The 17,303-nt window shown below is 74.6% G+C and carries 15 protein-coding genes and 1 pseudogene; 11 read left to right on the top strand and 5 right to left on the bottom strand.

The features are described from left to right. Positions 1 to 42 precede the first annotated feature (42 nt). Positions 43 to 2,790 carry a SpoIIE family protein phosphatase gene (locus tag ACI79K_RS16370; RefSeq protein WP_456600220.1) on the bottom strand — a complete coding sequence of 916 codons (2,748 nt, stop codon included), beginning with the start codon at positions 2,788 to 2,790 and terminating at the stop codon, positions 43 to 45. A gap of 178 nt (positions 2,791 to 2,968) precedes the next feature. On the opposite strand from ACI79K_RS16370, the gene ACI79K_RS16365 reads away from it, so the two are divergent. From ACI79K_RS16365 to ACI79K_RS16350, 4 genes and pseudogenes are all read left to right on the top strand, one after another. Further along, positions 2,969 to 4,066, top strand: a complete 1,098-nt coding sequence (locus ACI79K_RS16365) for an EAL domain-containing protein (protein ID WP_456590593.1) — start codon at positions 2,969 to 2,971, stop codon at positions 4,064 to 4,066. A 22-nt stretch (positions 4,067 to 4,088) separates the two neighbouring features. After that, on the top strand, positions 4,089 to 4,262 hold the full coding sequence (locus ACI79K_RS16360) for a DUF1059 domain-containing protein (protein ID WP_456590592.1): 174 nt from the start codon (positions 4,089 to 4,091) through the stop codon (positions 4,260 to 4,262). Between the two features lie 305 nt (positions 4,263 to 4,567). After that, positions 4,568 to 4,867, top strand: a pseudogene (locus tag ACI79K_RS16355) (HU family DNA-binding protein); the annotation flags it as partial. Between the two features lie 128 nt (positions 4,868 to 4,995). Beyond that, the gene (locus tag ACI79K_RS16350) at positions 4,996 to 6,252 is read left to right on the top strand and encodes a serine hydrolase domain-containing protein (protein WP_456600219.1); all 1,257 of its coding nucleotides are present in this window, start codon (positions 4,996 to 4,998) and stop codon (positions 6,250 to 6,252) included. Between the two features lie 100 nt (positions 6,253 to 6,352). Here ACI79K_RS16350 and ACI79K_RS16345 read toward each other — a convergent pair whose 3' ends face one another. Further along, entirely contained in the window at positions 6,353 to 6,814 is a 462-nt protein-coding gene (locus ACI79K_RS16345) for a MaoC family dehydratase (protein WP_456600218.1), read from the bottom strand. A gap of 69 nt (positions 6,815 to 6,883) precedes the next feature. Here ACI79K_RS16345 and folP point away from each other — a divergent pair, with 69 nt between their 5' ends. From folP to ACI79K_RS16330, 3 genes are all read left to right on the top strand, one after another. Then, positions 6,884 to 7,744 carry a dihydropteroate synthase gene (gene folP / locus ACI79K_RS16340; protein ID WP_456600217.1) on the top strand — a complete coding sequence of 287 codons (861 nt, stop codon included), beginning with the start codon at positions 6,884 to 6,886 and terminating at the stop codon, positions 7,742 to 7,744. A gap of 136 nt (positions 7,745 to 7,880) precedes the next feature. Further along, positions 7,881 to 8,306 carry a PaaI family thioesterase gene (locus ACI79K_RS16335; RefSeq protein WP_456597344.1) on the top strand — a complete coding sequence of 142 codons (426 nt, stop codon included), beginning with the start codon at positions 7,881 to 7,883 and terminating at the stop codon, positions 8,304 to 8,306. Between the two features lie 87 nt (positions 8,307 to 8,393). Continuing rightward, on the top strand, positions 8,394 to 9,992 hold the full coding sequence (locus ACI79K_RS16330; RefSeq protein WP_456597345.1) for a 4-coumarate--CoA ligase family protein: 1,599 nt from the start codon (positions 8,394 to 8,396) through the stop codon (positions 9,990 to 9,992). On the opposite strand, the gene ACI79K_RS16325 is transcribed toward ACI79K_RS16330, so the two are convergent. After that, positions 9,976 to 11,001 carry an AraC family transcriptional regulator gene (locus tag ACI79K_RS16325; RefSeq protein WP_456590586.1) on the bottom strand — a complete coding sequence of 342 codons (1,026 nt, stop codon included), beginning with the start codon at positions 10,999 to 11,001 and terminating at the stop codon, positions 9,976 to 9,978. The genes ACI79K_RS16330 and ACI79K_RS16325 overlap by 17 nt on opposite strands. Before the next feature lie 158 nt (positions 11,002 to 11,159). Here ACI79K_RS16325 and ACI79K_RS16320 point away from each other — a divergent pair, with 158 nt between their 5' ends. Together ACI79K_RS16320 and ACI79K_RS16315 are read left to right on the top strand one after the other, a co-directional pair. Beyond that, a complete protein-coding gene (locus ACI79K_RS16320) occupies positions 11,160 to 11,843 on the top strand; it encodes an NAD(P)-dependent oxidoreductase (protein WP_456600216.1) in 684 nt (227 codons plus the stop codon). A gap of 179 nt (positions 11,844 to 12,022) precedes the next feature. After that, entirely contained in the window at positions 12,023 to 13,015 is a 993-nt protein-coding gene (locus ACI79K_RS16315; protein WP_456600215.1) for an NAD(P)H-quinone oxidoreductase, read from the top strand. A 59-nt stretch (positions 13,016 to 13,074) separates the two neighbouring features. On the opposite strand, the gene ACI79K_RS16310 is transcribed toward ACI79K_RS16315, so the two are convergent. Next, positions 13,075 to 14,295, bottom strand: a complete 1,221-nt coding sequence (locus ACI79K_RS16310) for a cysteine desulfurase-like protein (protein WP_456590583.1) — start codon at positions 14,293 to 14,295, stop codon at positions 13,075 to 13,077. Positions 14,296 to 14,381: 86 nt separating this feature from the next. Here ACI79K_RS16310 and ACI79K_RS16305 point away from each other — a divergent pair, with 86 nt between their 5' ends. Then, positions 14,382 to 14,930 (top strand): bacterial proteasome activator family protein, encoded by a 549-nt coding sequence (locus tag ACI79K_RS16305; protein ID WP_456590582.1) that lies wholly within the window; start codon positions 14,382 to 14,384, stop codon positions 14,928 to 14,930. 132 nt (positions 14,931 to 15,062) lie between these two features. Next, complete coding sequence (locus ACI79K_RS16300) at positions 15,063 to 15,335, top strand: hypothetical protein (RefSeq protein ID WP_456600214.1); 273 nt, start codon at positions 15,063 to 15,065, stop codon at positions 15,333 to 15,335. Positions 15,336 to 15,400: 65 nt separating this feature from the next. Here the strand turns inward: ACI79K_RS16300 and ACI79K_RS16295 are convergent, their stop codons facing one another. Beyond that, the gene (locus ACI79K_RS16295; RefSeq protein ID WP_456600213.1) at positions 15,401 to 17,041 is read right to left on the bottom strand and encodes a methyl-accepting chemotaxis protein; all 1,641 of its coding nucleotides are present in this window, start codon (positions 17,039 to 17,041) and stop codon (positions 15,401 to 15,403) included. Positions 17,042 to 17,303: the final 262 nt, after the last annotated feature.

The following is a 17,303-nucleotide window of genomic DNA, read 5'->3' as shown; positions in this document are numbered from 1 at the left end:
CGCTCCAGCACGTCGCGACGAGCCGCCCCTCGCGGGCTCGGGTCAGCTCAGCCGGACGGCGAGGACGGCGACGTCGTCCTCCGCGTCGGGCAGGAACATGCGCTCGAGCACCCGGTCGCACAACTCGTCGAGGGGCAGCCCCTCGCACTCGCCGAGCACCTCCAGCAGCTGCTCGGTGCCCTCGTCGATGTCGCGGTCCCGCCGCTCGACCAGCCCGTCGGTGTAGAGCAGCACCGTGGCGCCCGACGCGAGGACGGCGACGTGGTCCTCCCGCGCCGTCTCCGGCGCCACGCCCAGCAGCAGGTCGGCCTGCTTGCCGTCGAGGAGGACGACGCTGCCGTCGGAGGCCAGCAGCACCGGCGGCGGGTGCCCCGCGTTGGCCCAGCGCAGCCGCATCCGGCCGGCCTCGTCGCCGGGCTCGGGCTCCAGCTGGGCCACCAGCGCGGTGGCCATCGTGTTCAGCGCCAGGCCGTGGACGGCCCGGTCGAGCTCGGTGAGCACCTCCGCCGGCGAGCCACCGCTGGAGTAGCTGATGCCGCGCAGCAGGCCGCGCACCTGGCCCATCGCGGCGGCCGCCCGGGTGTCGTGGCCGACGACGTCGCCGATCGCCAGCACGGTGGTGCCGCCGCGCTGCAGGAACGCGTCGTACCAGTCGCCGCCGATCTCGGCGCCCTCGGCGGCCGGCACGTACCGGACGACGATCTCGCAGTGCTCCGGCTGCGGCGGCTCGGTGAGCATGCTGCGCTGCAGGGCGTCGGCCAGGTCGCGCTGCTGCCCGTACAGCCGCGCCTGGTGGAGGGCCAGGCCCGCCCGCCGGCCGATCTCCACCGCGGTGTCCACCTCGGCCTCCCCGAGCGGGCCCCGGTGCTCAGCGGTGAACAGCCCGAGCGCGCCGAGCCCCTGCCCTCGCGCCACCAGCGGCACGACGACGGCGGAGGCGGCGCCCAGCCGGGCGAAGAGCTCCCGGGTGGCGGGGTCGGGCAGCGCGCGGGCGACGTGCTCGCCGTCGATGTCCGGCAGCACCATCGGGCGGCCGGTGGCGGTCACCTGCCGCGCGGCCGACTCCTCGGTCATCTCCGCGACCATCGCCCGGACGTAGGCCTGCACCTCCTCGCGGCGTGCGGGGTCGCGGTGGCTGCTGGCCAGCCCGTGCAGCCGGCCCTGCTCGTCGGTGACCAGGATCCAGCACCAGTCGGCCAGGGCGGGCACGACCAGCGCGGCGAGCTGACCGATCTGCTGGTCGATGTCCAGGGTGCCCGAGAGGACCCGGCCGGCGTCCGCGAGCAGCCGCAGCCGCTGGTTGGCCTGCGCCATCGCCGCGACCGCTGCACCGCGCTCGGCGTCGGCCTGCAGGCGCGAGACGCTCAGCGCGATCTGCGCGGCCAGCGCCTCGAGCACCTCGACGTCGTCGGCGGTGAACTCGTGCTCGGTGGTCCACGCCGCGAGGAAGGCCCCCAGGAGCCGCCCCTCGATGCGCAGCGGGATCGTCGCCAGCGCCCCCAGCCCGAGCAGCTCGACGACCGGCTCCAGCGCCGGGAACCGGGCAACCGCCTCGCCGGGGTCGCCGAGCAGCAACCGGCGCCCGTGCCGGGCCGCGTGCTGCGCGGGGAGCGCGTCGTCCATCGGGAGGACGACGCCGTCCTCGAGCCAGGCGTCCGGCGCGCCCTCCCGGACGGTGGCGACCATGTTGCCGGTCATGCGCAGCCGCAGCGGACCGCCCGACGAGTCGAAGACCGCCAGAGCGCTGGACTCCGCGCCCAGCACCTGCGCTCCGCGCAGCGCGATGTCGGCGAGCTGGTCCAGCCGGGCGGCGTTCGCCAGCTCGGCCGCCACCTCGGCGATGGCGGCGGCCCGCTGCACGGCGGTGAGCCGCCGCTGCGCCTGGCCGCGGGCCTCGGTGATGTCGACGGCCGTGCCGAGGACCCGCGCCGGTGCGCCGGTCGCGTCGGCGACCACGCGGCCGCGGGCGAGCACCCAGCGGGTGGCGCCGTCCTCGCGCAGCGCCCGGAACTCGATGGTGTAGTCGCTGCGGTCCTCGATCGCCACCCGCATGGCCTCGGCCATCGTGGCGTGGTCGTCGCGGTGCACGTGCGACTCGAGGACGTCGTCCAGCGAGTTCAGCTCCACCGCGGACTCCAGGCCGAACAGCGCCGCGCACCGGTCGTCCCAGTGGATCGTCCCGGTACGCAGGTCCCGTTCCCAGATGCCGACGGAGCTCGCCTCCAGCGCGACCTCGAGCCAGGCCCGCGAGGTGCCGACCGCCGACTGCGCCGCCGAGAGCTCCAGCTCGGCGACGACGGAGGCCGCCAGCTGCTCCAGCAGCTCGGCGGCGTCCTCGGACCAGCTCCGCGGCGCCGCGTCGTACACGGCCAGCGCGCCCACGACCTGCCCCGAGGCGGCCATCAACGGCGCGCCCAGGTAGGCCCCGACCTCGCCGGAGGCGACGGCGGGCAGATCCGCCACCCGCGGGTCCTCCGCGGCCGCCGCGACCTTCAGCGGCCGGCCCTGGCGAACCGTGATGGCCGAGAGGGCGCCGGTCGCCAGCGCCGGCCCCCCGACCACGCCGGCGGGCAGCCCGTACCCGCCGACGACGACGTCGTGGTCGGTGAAGAGGGTGACCTTCGCGTGGCCGGCGTCCACGAGCCGGGCGGCCAGCGCCGAGAGCCGGTCGAAGGCCGCGGGCCCCGGGACCTCCAGCAGCAGCCGGCGCGCCGCCGCCACGCGCAGCGGATCGGTGAGCGGGTCCGGCTCGACCTGCCCGTCCGGGACGGCGGAGCCTCTCGTGGCCACGCACCCTCCACCCGGCGTCCGCTGCCCCCGGGCCGGGGGCGTCCTCCGCACATGCTGGCACGGCTTCCCGACGGATCCGGACGGGTGTCCCCGCCGGCGGCGCGGCGCGTCTCCCCCCGCCGGGTGAGGGCGCGTAGCTGCGGTCAAGGAGCGGAGCGCACCGGTCGATCCCCTGACCATGCTGGGCACGCGCACGATCGGTCTGCCGGACTGCCGTCCGCTGCTCGCCGACGCCGACGACCTGACTCTCGTGTTCCAGCCGATCGTCGACCTCGCCGCGGCGAGCATCGCCGGCTACGAGGCGCTGGCCCGCTTCCCCGGCGCGGCCGGGCCCGACGTCTGGTTCGCCGCCGCCACCGAGGCCGGGGTCGCTGCCGAGCTCGAGGCGCTGGCCATCCACAAGGCGCTCGCCGCGGTCGACGCGCTGCCCGCCAACACCTTCCTGACGGTGAACGTCAGCCCGCACCTGCTGGGCACCGACGTGATCCAGACCGCCCTGGCCACCCGGCCCGACCTGCACCGCGTCGTGGTGGAGCTGACCGAGCACACCCCCGTCGACGACCTGTCCACCCTGCGCCAGCAGACCGACGCCCTGCGGCAGCGCGGTGCGCTCATCGCCCTCGACGACGCCGGCAGCGGCTACTCGGGGCTGCAGCAGCTGGCCGCCGTCCGGCCGCAGCTGGTGAAGCTCGACCGTGCCCTCGTCTCCGACGTCGACGGCGACCCGGTGCGCATGGCGCTGGTCGAGATGATCGGCGAGTTCGCCGGGCGCATCGACGCCTGGCTGCTGGCCGAGGGCGTGGAGACCCCCGCGGAACTCGCCGCCGTCACCCGCCTCGGCGTGCCGCTGGCCCAGGGCTGGCTGCTCGGCCGCCCGGCCCCGGAGTTCCGGCCACTGGACCCCGAGATCGCCCGGCTGGTGCGCGCCCACGTGGCACGCGCGCGGCTGACCGACAGCGTCGCCAGCCTGCTGCGCCCGGTGCGCCAGTACGTGCTCGGCGAGGACGTGCCCGCCACCCCGCCGGCCGTCGTGGTGGGGCCGCACGGCGAGCCCGCGGCGCTGCTGCTCTGCGACCCGCGGACCGGTGAGGTGCACACCGCGCCGGTCTCGCTGCGGGTGCACCCCTCGACCGACATCGGCGACGCGCTGCGCCGGGCGCTCACCCGACCGCCCGCCCACCGCTTCGACCCCGTCGTCTGCACGGACCCGACCGGCCACGTGCTCGGGCTGCTGCGGATCGAGGACCTGGCCTCCAGCGCCAGGTCCGATCGCTGACCCCACCAGAGGAGAGACCCCCATGAAGCGTTTCGCCTGCGGCGACGTCATCCCCGGCTGCGACGCCACGTTCACCGCGGCCGACGAGGACGGCATCTTCGCCCAGGCGGTGCCCCACGGCGCCGCCGCGCACGGCATCCACGAGGTCGGCCCCGAGCTGGTCGCGTCGGTCCGCTCGCACATCGTCGACGTCTGAGGGAGCTCCTCCGCCGGCGCGCTCCCGCGGGCCCCGGGCGCGCCCCCGGGGCCTGCCGCCCCGGCGCGTCGCCCGGCCCGCGGAGGGGCGTTACCGCTGTGACCGGCGGGTCTGCTGCGGGGTTTCGCGGTACCCCCCACTGGCCAGGACAGCAGGCGGCATGACACCGTGCTGCCGGCCCGGACTCCCGCGAGACGGGCCGGCCGCACCCCGCGACGAGCGCGGGTGCGGGAACCCCGGCGGCGCGCCGCGCGTCCGGGAGGGAAGACCCGGCTGAGTGCCGAGCACACGGCACCGCCACCGCCTACGAGAGGAAACACATGAACAAGGCCGAACTGGTCTCCGCCATCGCCAAGCGCGCCGACGTCCCGGCCTCGACCGTCGACTCGGTCCTCGCCGGCCTGCAGGACGAGCTGGTCGACGCCATCACCCGTGGCGAGAAGGTCGCCGTCTCCGGGCTGATCACCGTCGAGCGGACCCAGCGTTCCGCCCGCACCGGCCGCAACCCGCAGACCGGTGAGTCGATCGACATCCCCGCGGCCAACACCGTCAAGGTGACCGCCGGCTCGAACCTCAAGAAGGCCGCGAGCTCCGTCCCGGTCTGATCGCAGGTCGCGCCCGCAGCCGGGCGGACGCCGAGACCCCCGTGTGTCCCGGCTCACAACGGCGTGAGTCAGGATGCCGGTCGAGGCGTCGCCCGGCGGCGGACGGCGCCCGGGACCCGGAGGTGCGCGTGAGCGACGAACTGCAGGTGGTCACCGACCCGGCCGAGGTGGGCATGGACCCCGCCCGGTTGGGACGCCTGGACGGCCGGCTGGCCCGCTACGTCGAGGACGGCCAGCTGCCCGGCTTCCTGGTGACGGTCGCCCGGCACGGGAAGCTGGTGCACGTCGGGCGCTACGGCTCCCGCGACGTGGAGAACGGCCTCCCCGTCGAGCTGGACACCCGGTGGCGGATCTTCTCGATGACGAAGCCGGTCACCTCGGTGGCGGCGATGATGCTGTACGAGGAAGGCGCCTTCCAGCTCACCGACCCGATCTCGCGGTGGCTGCCCGAGTTCGCCGAGACCCGGGTCTACGTCGCCGGGTCGGCGATGAAGCCGGTGACCGCCCCGCAGGTGGAGCCGATCCGGATCTGGCACCTGCTGACCCACATGTCGGGGCTCACCTACGGCTTCCACCACGCCCACCCCGTGGACGCGATGTACCGCACGATGGGGCACGAGTGGGGCACCCCGCCGGGCGCGGACTCCGCCGAGGTCTGCCGGCAGTGGGCCTCGGTGCCCCTGGTGTTCCAGCCCGGCAGCGAGTGGAACTACGGCGTCTCCACCGACGTCCTGGGCAGGCTGGTCGAGGTCGTCTCCGGGCAACCGCTGGACGAGTTCCTCGCTTCTCGCATCTTCGGGCCGCTCGGCATGGCCCAGACGTCGTTCGGGCTGCGCCCCGAGGACGACCCCGACACCCTGGCCCGGCTCTACGCCGCCACCCCCGGGCAGCCGGGTGGCGCGCCCACGGGCTTCGCCCCGCTCGACGCCATGGGGCAGGCGGCGCTGAGCAAGCCCGCGTTCCTCTCCGGCGGCGGCGGGCTGGTCTCCACCGCCGGGGACTACCTGCGGTTCGCGGAGATGCTGCGCCGCGGTGGCGCCTACGACGGCGGCCGGCTGCTCGGCCCGCGCACGCTCGCGCACATGGTGCGCAACCACATCCCCGGCGGCCAGGACCTGGAGAGCTTCGGCCGTCCGCTCTTCGCCGAGACCCCGCTGCGCGGGGTGGGCTTCGGTCTCGGGGTCTCGATGGTGATCGACCCGACGCGCTACGGCGTCGTCTCGAACATCGGCGACTACAGCTGGGGCGGGGCGGCGTCCACGGCGTTCTACGTGGACCCGGTCGAGGACATCACCGTCGGCTTCTACACGCAGCTGCTGCCCTCGAGCACCCTGCCGATCCGCAACTACCTGCGCCAGCTCGTCAACCAGGCCCTCGTCGACTGAGGAAGGACCCCGTCCTCCTCACGCCTCGCACGCTCGGCGCGAGCCTCTGGACGGGGCCGCCCCGCGGGGACTTCCGGGTGCAGGAAGTCCCCGCGGGGTCTCAGAGGTAGCGGCGGTAGACGACGGTGGCGACCATCGCCGGCTTGCTGCCGCCCTCGACCTCCATGGTCACGGCGAGGTTCATCTGGATGCCGCCCTCGAACGGCGTCGCCGCCTCGAGCGCGGCACCGGCCCGCACCCGTGCGCCCACGGGCACCGGGGAGGGGAAGCGCACCTTCTCCGTGCCGTAGTTCACGCCCATGCGGAACCCGCCGATCTCCACGATCTGCGGCATCAGGGAGGGCAGCAGCGACAGCGTCAGGTAGCCGTGCGCGATCGGCCCGCCGAACGGGCTCTCCTTCTTCGCCCGCTCCGGGTCGACGTGGATCCACTGGTGGTCGCCGGTCGCCTCGGCGAACTGGTTCACCTGCTCCTGGGTGATCGTCACCCAGTCGCTGTGGCCCAGGTGCTGCCCGACCAGGCCCTGGACCCCCTCGACGCCGTGCGCCGTCGTCTGCGCCATCTGTCTGCCTCCTCGTGGACGGTCTGGTTGGCTGACTCCACCACACACCACGATCGGACGGGGAGCGGGTTGCTGCGACTGGGGGCCCTCGAGGTGCCGGACGGCGCGTTCGCGGTCATGGCGATCGTGAACCGCACCCCCGACTCGTTCTACGACCGCGGCGCCACCTACGAGCTGGCCGCGGCGGTGGAGCGCGTCGACCGGGTGGTCGCCGAGGGTGCGGACATGGTGGACGTCGGCGGGGTGAAGGCCGCGCCCGGCGAGGAGGTCTCCCCCGCCGAGGAGGTGCGCCGGACCGTCGACCTCGTGGCCGCCATCCGCGCTGCACACCCGGCGCTGCCGATCTCGATCGACACCTGGCGGGCGGAGGTCGCCCGGGAGGCGCTGGCCGCCGGCGCGGACATCGTGAACGACGCCTGGGGCGGGGTCGACCCGGAGCTCGCGGCGGTGGCGGCCGAGGCGGGCGCGGGGATCGTGTGCACCCACGCCGGCGGGCTGCCGCCGCGCACGCGGCCGCACCGGATCGCCTACGCCGACGTGGTCGCCGACATCGTCGCTCGGACGACGACCCTGGCCGAGGCGGCGGTCGCGGCGGGGGTGGCGCGGGAGCGGGTGCTGGTCGACCCGGGGCACGACTTCGGCAAGAACACCCGGCACTCGCTGGAGGCCACCCGCCGGCTGGGCGAGCTCGTGGCCACCGGCTGGCCGGTCCTCGTGGCGCTGTCGAACAAGGACTTCGTCGGCGAGACCCTCGACGTCCCCGTCGGGGAACGGCTCACCGGCACGCTCGCGGCGACCGCGGTGAGCGCCTGGCTGGGGGCGCGGGTGTTCCGCGCCCACGACGTCGCCGCGACCCGCCAGACGCTGGACATGGTGGCGTCCATCCAGGGCACCCGCCCGCCGCTCCGCACCGTCCGCGGCCTCGCCTGATGATCAGGTGACCTGATCGTTATGGGTCCTGGCTCAGCGTCGACGGTGAGCCAGGACCCCGCACGGTGAGCCAGGAGGTCGCCCGGCGAGGCGGGTGCCGGTCGCCGTCCCGAGGGCGCTCGCTACGTTGCCAGCCATGTCCGCCACCGGGTTCCTGACCGCCGACGAGCTCAACGACCTGCTGCCGGGCACCTTCCCGGGCCTGCTCGGCATCGTCGTCGACACCCACGAGCCCGGCCGGCTCACGAGCCACCTCGACATCCGGCCCGAGCTGCTGGCACCCAACGGCTACCTGCACGCCGGCACTGTCGTCACCCTGGCCGACACCAGCTGCGGGCTGCCGACGCGGGCGCTGCTGCCCGAGGGCTCCAGCGGGTTCACCACGATCGAGCTGAAGAGCAACCACCTGGGCACCGCGCGCGAGGGGCGCATCGCGTGCGAGGCGACCAACGTGCACGCCGGGCGGACGACCCAGGTGTGGGACGCCGTCGTGCGCAACGCCGACACCGGGAAGACCATCGCGCTGTTCCGCTGCACGCAGTCGGTGCTCTGGCCCCGCTGATCGGGCGAACCCGCCGGTAACCCCCTTGTGAGCGGGGACACCGCGGGTGTGAGACTGGCGCCACACACCATGCGAGGAGGAACACCCGTGGCGCTGTCCAGCCCTTATCCCGACGTCGAGATCCCGAACGTCTCCGTCCCCGAGTTCGTCCTGGCGGCCGGCCGGGAGAAGCCCGACGCACCGGCGCTGATCGACGGCCTCAAGGGCGACGTGATCACCCACGGTCAGCTGGCCCAGTACGTGGACCGGGTCGCCGCCAACCTGCACGCCCGCGGGCTGCGCAAGGGCGACGTCGTCGCCGTCTTCTGCCCGAACACCCCGTGGTTCCCGGTGGTCTTCCACGGCATCGCCGCGGCCGGCTGCGTGATGAGCCCGATCAACTCGCTCTACACGCCCGAGGAGATCGCCTTCCAGCTGAAGGACTCCGGGGCGAAGATGCTCATCACCATCTCGCTGTTCATGGACCGCGCCACCGCAGCCGTGGAGAAGTCGCCGGTCGACGAGGTCATCGTGCTCGACGGCGCCGAGGGCCACGCCAACCTGTTCGACCTGCTCGGCGCCGACGCCCCGAGCGTCCAGGTGGACATCGACCCGGCCAACGACCTGGTCACGCTCCCCTACTCCAGCGGCACGACCGGGCTGCCCAAGGGCGTCATGCTCACCCACCGCAACCTGGTGGCGAACGTCGCGCAGTGCCGCCCGCTGATCCAGCTGGGCGAGGAGGAGCGGATCATCGCCGTCCTGCCGTTCTTCCACATCTACGGCCTCACCGTGCTGATGAACCAGGGCCTGGCCTGGGGCGGCGCCGTCGTCACCCTCCCGCGGTTCGACCTCGAGGACTTCCTGCGCACCATCCAGGACCACAAGATCACCCGGGCGTTCGTGGCGCCGCCCATCCTGCTGGCCATGGCCAAGCACCCGCTGGTCGACCAGTACGACCTCTCCTCGCTGACCTCGATCCTCTCCGGCGCCGCCCCGCTCGACGAGCAGCTCGCGCTGGCCGCCCAGGACCGGCTGCGCAAGGGCGCCGACACCGGCGTCTCGGTCGGCCAGGGCTACGGGATGACCGAGCTCTCCCCGGTGTCGCACACCACGCCCGACCCGGGCGCGGAGCCGCCCGGCGTCACCAGCGAGGTGCCGAAGGGCTCGGTCGGCTACGCGGTGCCCAACACCGAGTGCCGGCTGATCGACCCGGGCACGGGTGAGGACGCCGCGCCGGGCGAGCGTGGCGAGCTGTGGGTGCGCGGCCCGCAGGTGATGAAGGGCTACCTCAACAACCCCGACGCCACCGCCGGCACCATCGACAGCGAGGGCTGGCTGCACACCGGCGACGTCGCGATCGTCGACGAGCACGGCCGCTACACCGTCGTCGACCGGGTCAAGGAGCTGATCAAGTACAAGGGCTACCAGGTGGCCCCGGCCGAGTTGGAGGCCGTGCTGATCAACCACCCGGAGATCGCCGACGCCGCGGTGATCGGGGTGCCGGACAAGGAGAGCGGCGAGGAGCTGCCCAAGGCGTTCGTGGTGCGGGCCCCCGGCTCGGAGCTCACCGAGGACGCCGTGATGGCCTACATGGCCGAGAAGGTGGCCCCGCACAAGAAGATCCGCTTCGTCGAGTTCATCGAGCAGGTGCCGAAGTCGGCGGCGGGCAAGATCCTGCGCAAGGACCTCAAGGCCCGGGCGTAACCGACGACGACGGCGCCGCATCCCCCCGGGGGCGCGGCGCCGTCGCGCGTCCGGGGGCGGATCCCTCCGGCCGGCCCCGGACGGTCACCGGCGGCACCGCCGTCACCCGCTTGTAGGCCCGGGAGAAGGCGGCCTCGGACTCGTAGCCCAGCTGCCGGGCCAGCTCGTTGACCCGGGCACCGCGGGCGAGCGCGGCCGTGGCGAGGTGCATCCGCCAGCGGGTCACGTAGCGCAGCGCGGGTTCGCCGGCGAGCTCGGTGAAGCGGGCCGCGAACGCCGAGCGCGACATCCGCGCCTCACGGGCGAGCCGGTCCAGCGTCCACGCCGCGCCCGGCTCGCGGTGCACCGCCGCGACCGCCCGGCCCACCTGCGGGTCGCGCAGCGCGCGCAGCCACCCGGGCCCGGTGGCCCCGGTGTCCAGCCACCCGCGGATCGCCTGCACCACGATGACGTCGGCCAGCCGGGTGACCACCGCCTCGGCGCCGGGCCGGTCCTGGCGCACCTCGTCGGCGATCATCCCCAGCAGCACCGACAACCAGCCCGCGCGCGCGTCGCCGGCCTCGACCAGCAGCACCGGGGGCAGCAGGTCGAGCAGGTGCAGCGCACCCGGCCGCTCGGGCTCGACCACCCCGCAGATCAGCCGGGACGGCGCCCCGCCGCCGTCGATCCGCAGCACCGAGTAGTGCTCGCCGAGGTAGTCCTGCGGCAGCAGGTCGGCCCGGCCCGCGATCGGCGCGCCCGGATCGCTGCGCAGCAGGTGCCCGCGCCCGTGCGGCACGAGCGCCAGGTCCCCGGCCCGTAGCTGGTGCACCGTGCCGTCGACCTCGAGCAGGCAGCCGCCCTCGGTGACCACGTGGAAGCTCATGCAGCCCGCAATCGCGGGCATCTCCGCGCCCCAGGGTGCCCGGCCCTCGGCGCGGCAGTAGAACGTGCCGCGCATGCGCAGGTCGCCGAGGACGCCCCCGAGCGGGTCGACGGGAGCCCAGGGGGCGGCGGGGTCGACGGCCATGCCGAGAGCCTGACCGCGCGGGGACCGCCAGTCCAGATCCGCTGGACGAACGGTCATGGAACGGCGACGGACGGGCGTTCTCCCGACTGCCCGTCCAGACCAGGGTGGACGACGTCGGCAACGCGCCGGCAGCACCTCCACCACCGAAGGAGCGGGTCATGCGAGTACTGGTCGTGGGAGCGACGGGCGGTTCGGGTCGGGCAGCGGTCGACGCCCTGGTCGCCCGAGGACACGAGGTCACCGCGTTCGCGCGGGCGGCGGGCACGGCGTTCGGCGGACGGCGCGGCGTCCGTGGGGTCGACGGGGATGCGACGAGCGCGGCCGACGTCGGCCGGGCCGTGGACGGCCAGGACGCCGTCGTGGTCGCTCTGGGCATCGCCGAGCCCGCGCTGAGGGTGCGGCTGCGCGGCAGTTCCGGCACACCCCTGGACGTGCGCTCGCGGGGGACCGCCACGGTGGTCGCCGCGATGCAGCGGCACGGCGTGCGCCGGCTCGTCGTCCAGTCGTCCTACGGGGTCGGCGAGACGCGCGACCGGCTGCCGTTCACCTCACGGGTGGTCTTCGCCCTGGTTCTCCGCCCGCAGATCGCCGACCACGAGCGGCAGGAGCAGATCGTGCGGGCCAGCGCGCTGGACTGGACGATCGTGCAGCCGGTCTACCTGACCGACGGCGACGAGGCCGCCACGACGTCCCGGACGGGCGGGACGGACGGGATGAAGGTGTCCCGCCGGGCCGTCGGCGCGGTGCTCGCCGACCTCGCCACCGCCAGCGACGCCGTGGGCAGCACCGTCGCCGTCTCCGGCGCGGCAACGGCGCCCGACGCTAGCCTGCGAGCGGCGTAGGGCAAGAGCGGCCCCCTGCCGGCGCCCGACGCGAGCCTGCGAGCGGCGTAGGGCAAGAGCGGCCCCCTGCCGGCGCCCGATGCGAGCCTGCGAGCGGCGTAGGGCAGGAGCGGCCCCCTGCAGGGGCCCGATGCGAGCCTGCGAGCGGCGGGGGCAGGGGGTCCTTCTAGGGTCGGGCCATGCACGCGGTGACGATCAGCGAACCCGGCGGCCCGGAGGTGCTCACCTGGGCCGAGGTCCCTGACCCGGTGTGCGGCCCCGGCGAGGTGCTCGTCGACGTCGCGGCCGCCGCGGTGAACCGGGCCGACCTGCTCCAGCGGCAGGGTTTCTACCCGCCGCCCAAGGGCGCCAGCGAGATCCTCGGCCTGGAGTGCAGCGGCGTCGTCAGCGAGGTCGGCGAGGGCGTGACCGGCTGGTCGGTCGGCGACGAGGTGTGCGCGCTCCTCTCCGGTGGCGGCTACGCCGAGCGGGTCGCCGTCCCGGCCGGGCAGCTGCTGCCCAAGCCCGCCGGGGTGGAGCTGGCCACGGCGGCCGCGCTGCCCGAGGTGACCTGCACGGTGTGGTCGAACGTGTTCATGCTGGCCCGGCTCGGCAGGGGCGAGACCTTCCTCGTCCACGGCGGGTCCAGCGGCATCGGGACCATGGCCATCCAGCTCGCCGCCGGCGCCGGGGCCCGCGTGCTCACCACCGCCGGCACCGCGGCCAAGCTGGACGTCTGCCGCGAGCTCGGCGCCGAGGTCGCGATCAACTACCGCGACGAGGACTTCGTGGAGCGCGTGCGCGAGGCGACCGACGGCCGCGGCGTCGACGTCGTCCTGGACAACATGGGCGCCAAGTACCTGGCCCGGAACCTGGAGGCGCTGGCCGTCGGGGGCCGGCTGGTGATCATCGGCATGCAGGGCGGGTCGAAGGCGGAGCTCGACATCGCCACGCTGCTGCGCAAGCGGGCGGCGGTGCACGCCACCGCCCTGCGTTCGCGGCCGGCGACCGGCCCCGGTGGCAAGGCCGACATCGTCGCCGCGGTGCGGCACGACGTGTGGCCCGACGTCGAGCGCGGGACGATCCGGCCGGTCGTCGACCGGCGGCTACCCATGGCGCGGGCGGCCGAGGCGCACCGCGTCGTCGAGGCGAGCGAGCACGTCGGGAAGGTGCTGCTCCTCCCCGGCTCCTGAAAGAGGACCCCGTCCTCCTCACCCCTCGCACGCTCGGGGCGAGCCTCGGGACGGGGCCGTCAGCGGGGACGCAGCCCCGCGACCGCGTCGATGATCCGGCCGACCTCGTCGGCGGTGTTGTAGTGCATGAGCCCCAGGCGCACCGCGCCCCCGCTCTCGTTAACCCCGAGGGCGTCGAAGAGTTCCCGGGCGTAGAAGTCACCGTCCCAGGCGCAGATGCCTGCCCGGGCCAGCTCTGCGGCCACCTGGCGGGGGCGCATGCCGGCGACGGTGAACGACAGCGTGGGGGTGCACCGCTCGGGCTCGCCGAGGACCTGAACGTGGCGCATGGCCCGCAAGGCCTGGTCCAGCCAGTCGAACAGGTCACCCTCGTGCCGGGCGACGGCGGCCATCGACGCCCGGAGCCGGTCGCGGCGACTGCCGATCGCCTCGGCGCAGAGCCCGGCCAGGTGGTCGACGGCGGCGCTCACCCCCGCGTACAGCTCGAACGGCGGCACCCCCGTCTCGAACCGGTCGGGCACCCGGTCCGACGAGGGCAGCAGCTTGTCCGGCCGCAGGTACTCCAGCAGCTCCGGGTCGGCCACCAAAGCAGCGACGTGCGGCCCGCACCACTTGTAGGCCGACACCGCCAGGAAGTCCGCACCGAGCGAGCCCTTGTCGAGGAACACGTGCGGGGCGGCGTGGACGGCGTCGACGTAGACCAGCGCACCGACCGCGTGCGCCTGTGCGGCGATGCCGGCGACGTCGGGCCGGGTGCCCAGTGCGTTGCTGGCGGCGGTGACCGCCACCAGCCGGGTGCGCCGGGTGAGCAGGTCGGCGTACTGCCAGGCGGGCAGCTCGCCGGTCTCGATGTCGACCTCCGCCCAGCGCACCTGCACCCCGGTGGTCGCGGCCAGCTGCAGCCACGGCCGGACGTTGGCGTCGTGGTCCAGCCGGCTGAGCACGATCTCGTCACCGGGGCGCCAGGTGCGGGCCAGCGCGCGGGCCATGCCATAGGTCAGCGCGGTCGCGCTCGGCCCGAGGACGACGCCGCCGGGCCGGCCGCCGACCAGGTCGGCCACGGCGGCCCGGGCACCGGAGACCAGCGCCTCGGCCCGCCCGGACGCCGGGAAGACCCCGCCCCGCTCGGCGATCGGCGTGCGCAGCGCGGAGCCGACCGCGTGGGCGACGTTCTCGGGGACCAGCGAGCCGGCCGGGCCGTCGGCGTGGACGTAGCCGTCGGACAGACCGGGGAAGAGACCGCGGACCCGAGCGACGTCCAGCCGGCCCCCCGATGCCATGGTCCGACCCTAGTTCCTGCCCCCGGTCGGCCCGCACTCTCCCGGCCCCCGGCGGAGCGTCCGCGCCACCGGGCAGGATGGGTGGCATGACTGCACCGCAGAACGGCAACGAGCGCCCCCAGCAGGTCGTCGTGGTCGGGCCGGACGGGCGTCCGGTCGGCACCGTGCCGATGCCCCAGGGGGCCGACGACGAGGGCAACGGGGGCATGGACGTCGGCGAGCTGGTGGAGCAGCCCGCGAAGGTCATGCGGATCGGCACGATGATCAAGCAGCTGCTCGAGGAGGTCCGCGCGGCCCCCCTCGACGACGCCAGCCGCAACCGGCTGCGCGACATCCACGCCTCCTCGATCCGCGAGCTGGAGCAGGGCCTGGCCCCCGAGCTGCGCGAGGAGCTGGCGCGCATCTCGCTGCCGTTCAGCGAGGGCGAGACGCCCTCGGACGCCGAGCTCCGGATCGCGCAGGCGCAGCTCGTGGGCTGGCTGGAGGGCGTCTTCCACGGCATCCAGACGGCGCTCTTCGCCCAGCAGATGGCCGCCCGGGCCCAGCTGGAGGAGATCCGGCGGAAGGCCCTTCCCGGCGGGCAGCACCCGGCGGGCCAGCCGGACCTCCGTCCGGGTGGCGGCCAGTACCTGTAGCGCGCGATCCGACCGGAACCCACCGGTTCCCCTGACCGGGTGACGCTGGTCGCCGGCGGTTTCCGGGGGCGGGCCCGCGCTCACTGACGGTCCGGCGCCGGGACCGCCCCGGCCCCATCCCGGGAGGATCCCGTGACCACTCAGCAGTCGAGCAGCCCGTCCACGCGCAGCGGCCAGAACGGCCTGGCGATCGCCTCGCTCGTCACCGGCGCCGTCGGCGTCGTCTTCGCGATCCTGTTCGCGATCATCGGCCTGGCCCTGGGCGTCGTGAGCGTGAGCCTGGGCGTCGCCGCCCGGCGCAACAGCACCCGCACCGGCCAGGCCACCGCCGGTCTGGTGCTCGGTGCGGTGGCGGTCGTCGCCGCCGTCGTGAACATGGTGATCGCCTACAACGTGCTCACCTGAGCCGGACGCGCGACGGCGCCGCCCCCCGGGTCGGGGGACGGCGCCGTCGGGCGTGCCGGGTTGGTTCAGACGGTGAAGCGGGCGACCGCCTCCTGCAGCTCCCCGCTCATCCGGGCCAGCTCCGCGGCGGCCCGCTGCGCGTCCTCGACCCGCTGGTTGGTCTCCTGCGTCCCCGCGGCCAGCCCCGAGATCGCCGCGGCGATGTCCTGCGAACCACTCGCCGCCTCGGCCACGTTGCGGTTCATCTCGTTCGTCGTCGCCGTCTGCTCCTCCACCGCCGCAGCGATCGTCGCCTGGAAGTCGTTGATCTCCCCGATCACCGCACTGATCTTGCCGATCGCATCCACCGCACCCGCGGTGTCACCCTGGATCGCCTCCACCCGCTTGGAGATGTCCTCGGTCGCCCGCGCCGTCTCCTGCGCCAGCTCCTTCACCTCGCTGGCCACCACCGCGAACCCCTTGCCCGCCTCACCGGCGCGCGCGGCCTCGATCGTGGCGTTCAGCGCCAGCAGGTTCGTCTGCTCCGCGATCCCGTTGATCAGCTTGATCACCGTGGCGATCTCCTGCGAGGAGTCACCCAGCTTCCCCACGGTCTTCGTCGTCGTCTCCGCCACCGTCACCGCCTGACCCGCCACCCGGGCCGCCTCGGTCGCGTTGTGCGCGATCTCCCGGATCGCCGACTCCATCTGCGACGACCCCGTCGCCACCGTGTCCACGCTCGAGGCCACCGCACCCGCGGAGGTCACCACCTCATCGGCCTGGCCGGCCGCCGCCCGGGCGTTGGCGGCGATGCCCTCGGCGGCGCCGTCGAGCTTCTGCGAGGCGTCGGCCAGTCGGTTCGCGGAGTCGCCGACCAGCCGCAGCACCCCGCCGATCGAGTCGAGGGTCCGGTCGACCGAGGCCGAGACGCGGGCCAGCTCGGCGCCGCCGGTCGGGCCCACCCGGACGCTGAGGTCGCCGTCGGCCACCCGGTCGAGCACCTCGCGGATCCGCTGCACGGGCCGGGTCACGCCGCGAGCGACCACCATCGCCAGGACCACGGCGACCAGCAGGCCGGCGGCGATGATCAGCAGGGTGAGCGTCCGCGCCGTCTCGTAAGCGTCCTTGGCGTCCTCCGCCGTCGCCACCGCAGATGCGGCCGCGGCGTCGGTCGCCTCGATCAGCGACTCCTCGATGATGGTCTCGTTCTCGGCCATGGTCTGCAGCAGCCCCGGCATCGCAGCGGGGTCGGTCCCGCTGACCGCCTGGAGCTGGGCGAGGGCCGCGAGGTAGTTCTGGGTCGCCGTCGCGAACGTCTCGTACGCCGCCCGGGCCGCCGCGTCCAGGGGCATCTCACCCACCGCGGCGATGTGCTCGGCGAGCGACTCGCTGGAGGCCGCGGTGCCCCGCTGCGCCTTGGCGATCGTCTCGGGGGGCAGCGTGGGGATGGAGGCCCGCGCAACATTGGTCGACAGACGCCACCAGTCGCTCTCGAGCTCCTGCAGCCCGTGGAGCGGGACGGCGCCGTTGTCGTAGACCTGCTTGGACTGGTCACTGAGGGTGGACATCCGGTCGATGCCGAAGGCGCCCACCCCCACGGTGGTCAGCGCGACGACGAGGATCGAGCCCAGCAGGCGGCCGCGCAGCCCGATGCCGGACAGCCCCCGGGGCTGCTGGTCGTCCCGCGCCGTGTTCGCCGCGGTGTCGGGGTCCTGCACGCGCTCCATGCCTGCTCGCTCTCCTGGAAGTCGGTCGGTCCGAGAGGACCGTCGTCCTGCTCATCGGCAGGCCGAACGGTGGAGTTCACCCCAGTCGTGGAACGGCTCCACCGGTAGGGGTGCGCGGGACGCGCGACGGCGCCGCCCCCGGGTCGGGGGACGGCGCCGTCGGGCGTGCCGGGTTGGTTCAGACGGTGAAGCGGGCGACCGCCTCCTGCAGCTCCCCGCTCATCCGGGCCAGCTCCGCGGCGGCCCGCTGCGCGTCCTCGAC

The sequence above is a fragment of the Blastococcus sp. SYSU DS0616 genome, from assembly GCF_054051015.1.
This window is presented reverse-complemented; position numbering and strand designations above follow the sequence as displayed.

What these genes read in the sequence shown, in the direction of transcription:
- ACI79K_RS16295 (WP_456600213.1), bottom strand. Translation starts at nt 17,041, where the DNA reads ATGGAGCGCGTGCAGGACCCCGACACCGCGGCGAACACGGCGCGGGAC.
- ACI79K_RS16315 (WP_456600215.1), top strand. Translation starts at nt 12,023, where the DNA reads ATGCACGCGGTGACGATCAGCGAACCCGGCGGCCCGGAGGTGCTCACC.
- ACI79K_RS16365 (WP_456590593.1), top strand. Translation starts at nt 2,969, where the DNA reads ATGCTGGGCACGCGCACGATCGGTCTGCCGGACTGCCGTCCGCTGCTC.
- ACI79K_RS16360 (WP_456590592.1), top strand. Translation starts at nt 4,089, where the DNA reads ATGAAGCGTTTCGCCTGCGGCGACGTCATCCCCGGCTGCGACGCCACG.
- ACI79K_RS16305 (WP_456590582.1), top strand. Translation starts at nt 14,382, where the DNA reads ATGACTGCACCGCAGAACGGCAACGAGCGCCCCCAGCAGGTCGTCGTG.
- ACI79K_RS16335 (WP_456597344.1), top strand. Translation starts at nt 7,881, where the DNA reads ATGTCCGCCACCGGGTTCCTGACCGCCGACGAGCTCAACGACCTGCTG.
- ACI79K_RS16320 (WP_456600216.1), top strand. Translation starts at nt 11,160, where the DNA reads ATGCGAGTACTGGTCGTGGGAGCGACGGGCGGTTCGGGTCGGGCAGCG.
- ACI79K_RS16310 (WP_456590583.1), bottom strand. Translation starts at nt 14,295, where the DNA reads ATGGCATCGGGGGGCCGGCTGGACGTCGCTCGGGTCCGCGGTCTCTTC.
- ACI79K_RS16345 (WP_456600218.1), bottom strand. Translation starts at nt 6,814, where the DNA reads ATGGCGCAGACGACGGCGCACGGCGTCGAGGGGGTCCAGGGCCTGGTC.
- ACI79K_RS16325 (WP_456590586.1), bottom strand. Translation starts at nt 11,001, where the DNA reads ATGGCCGTCGACCCCGCCGCCCCCTGGGCTCCCGTCGACCCGCTCGGG.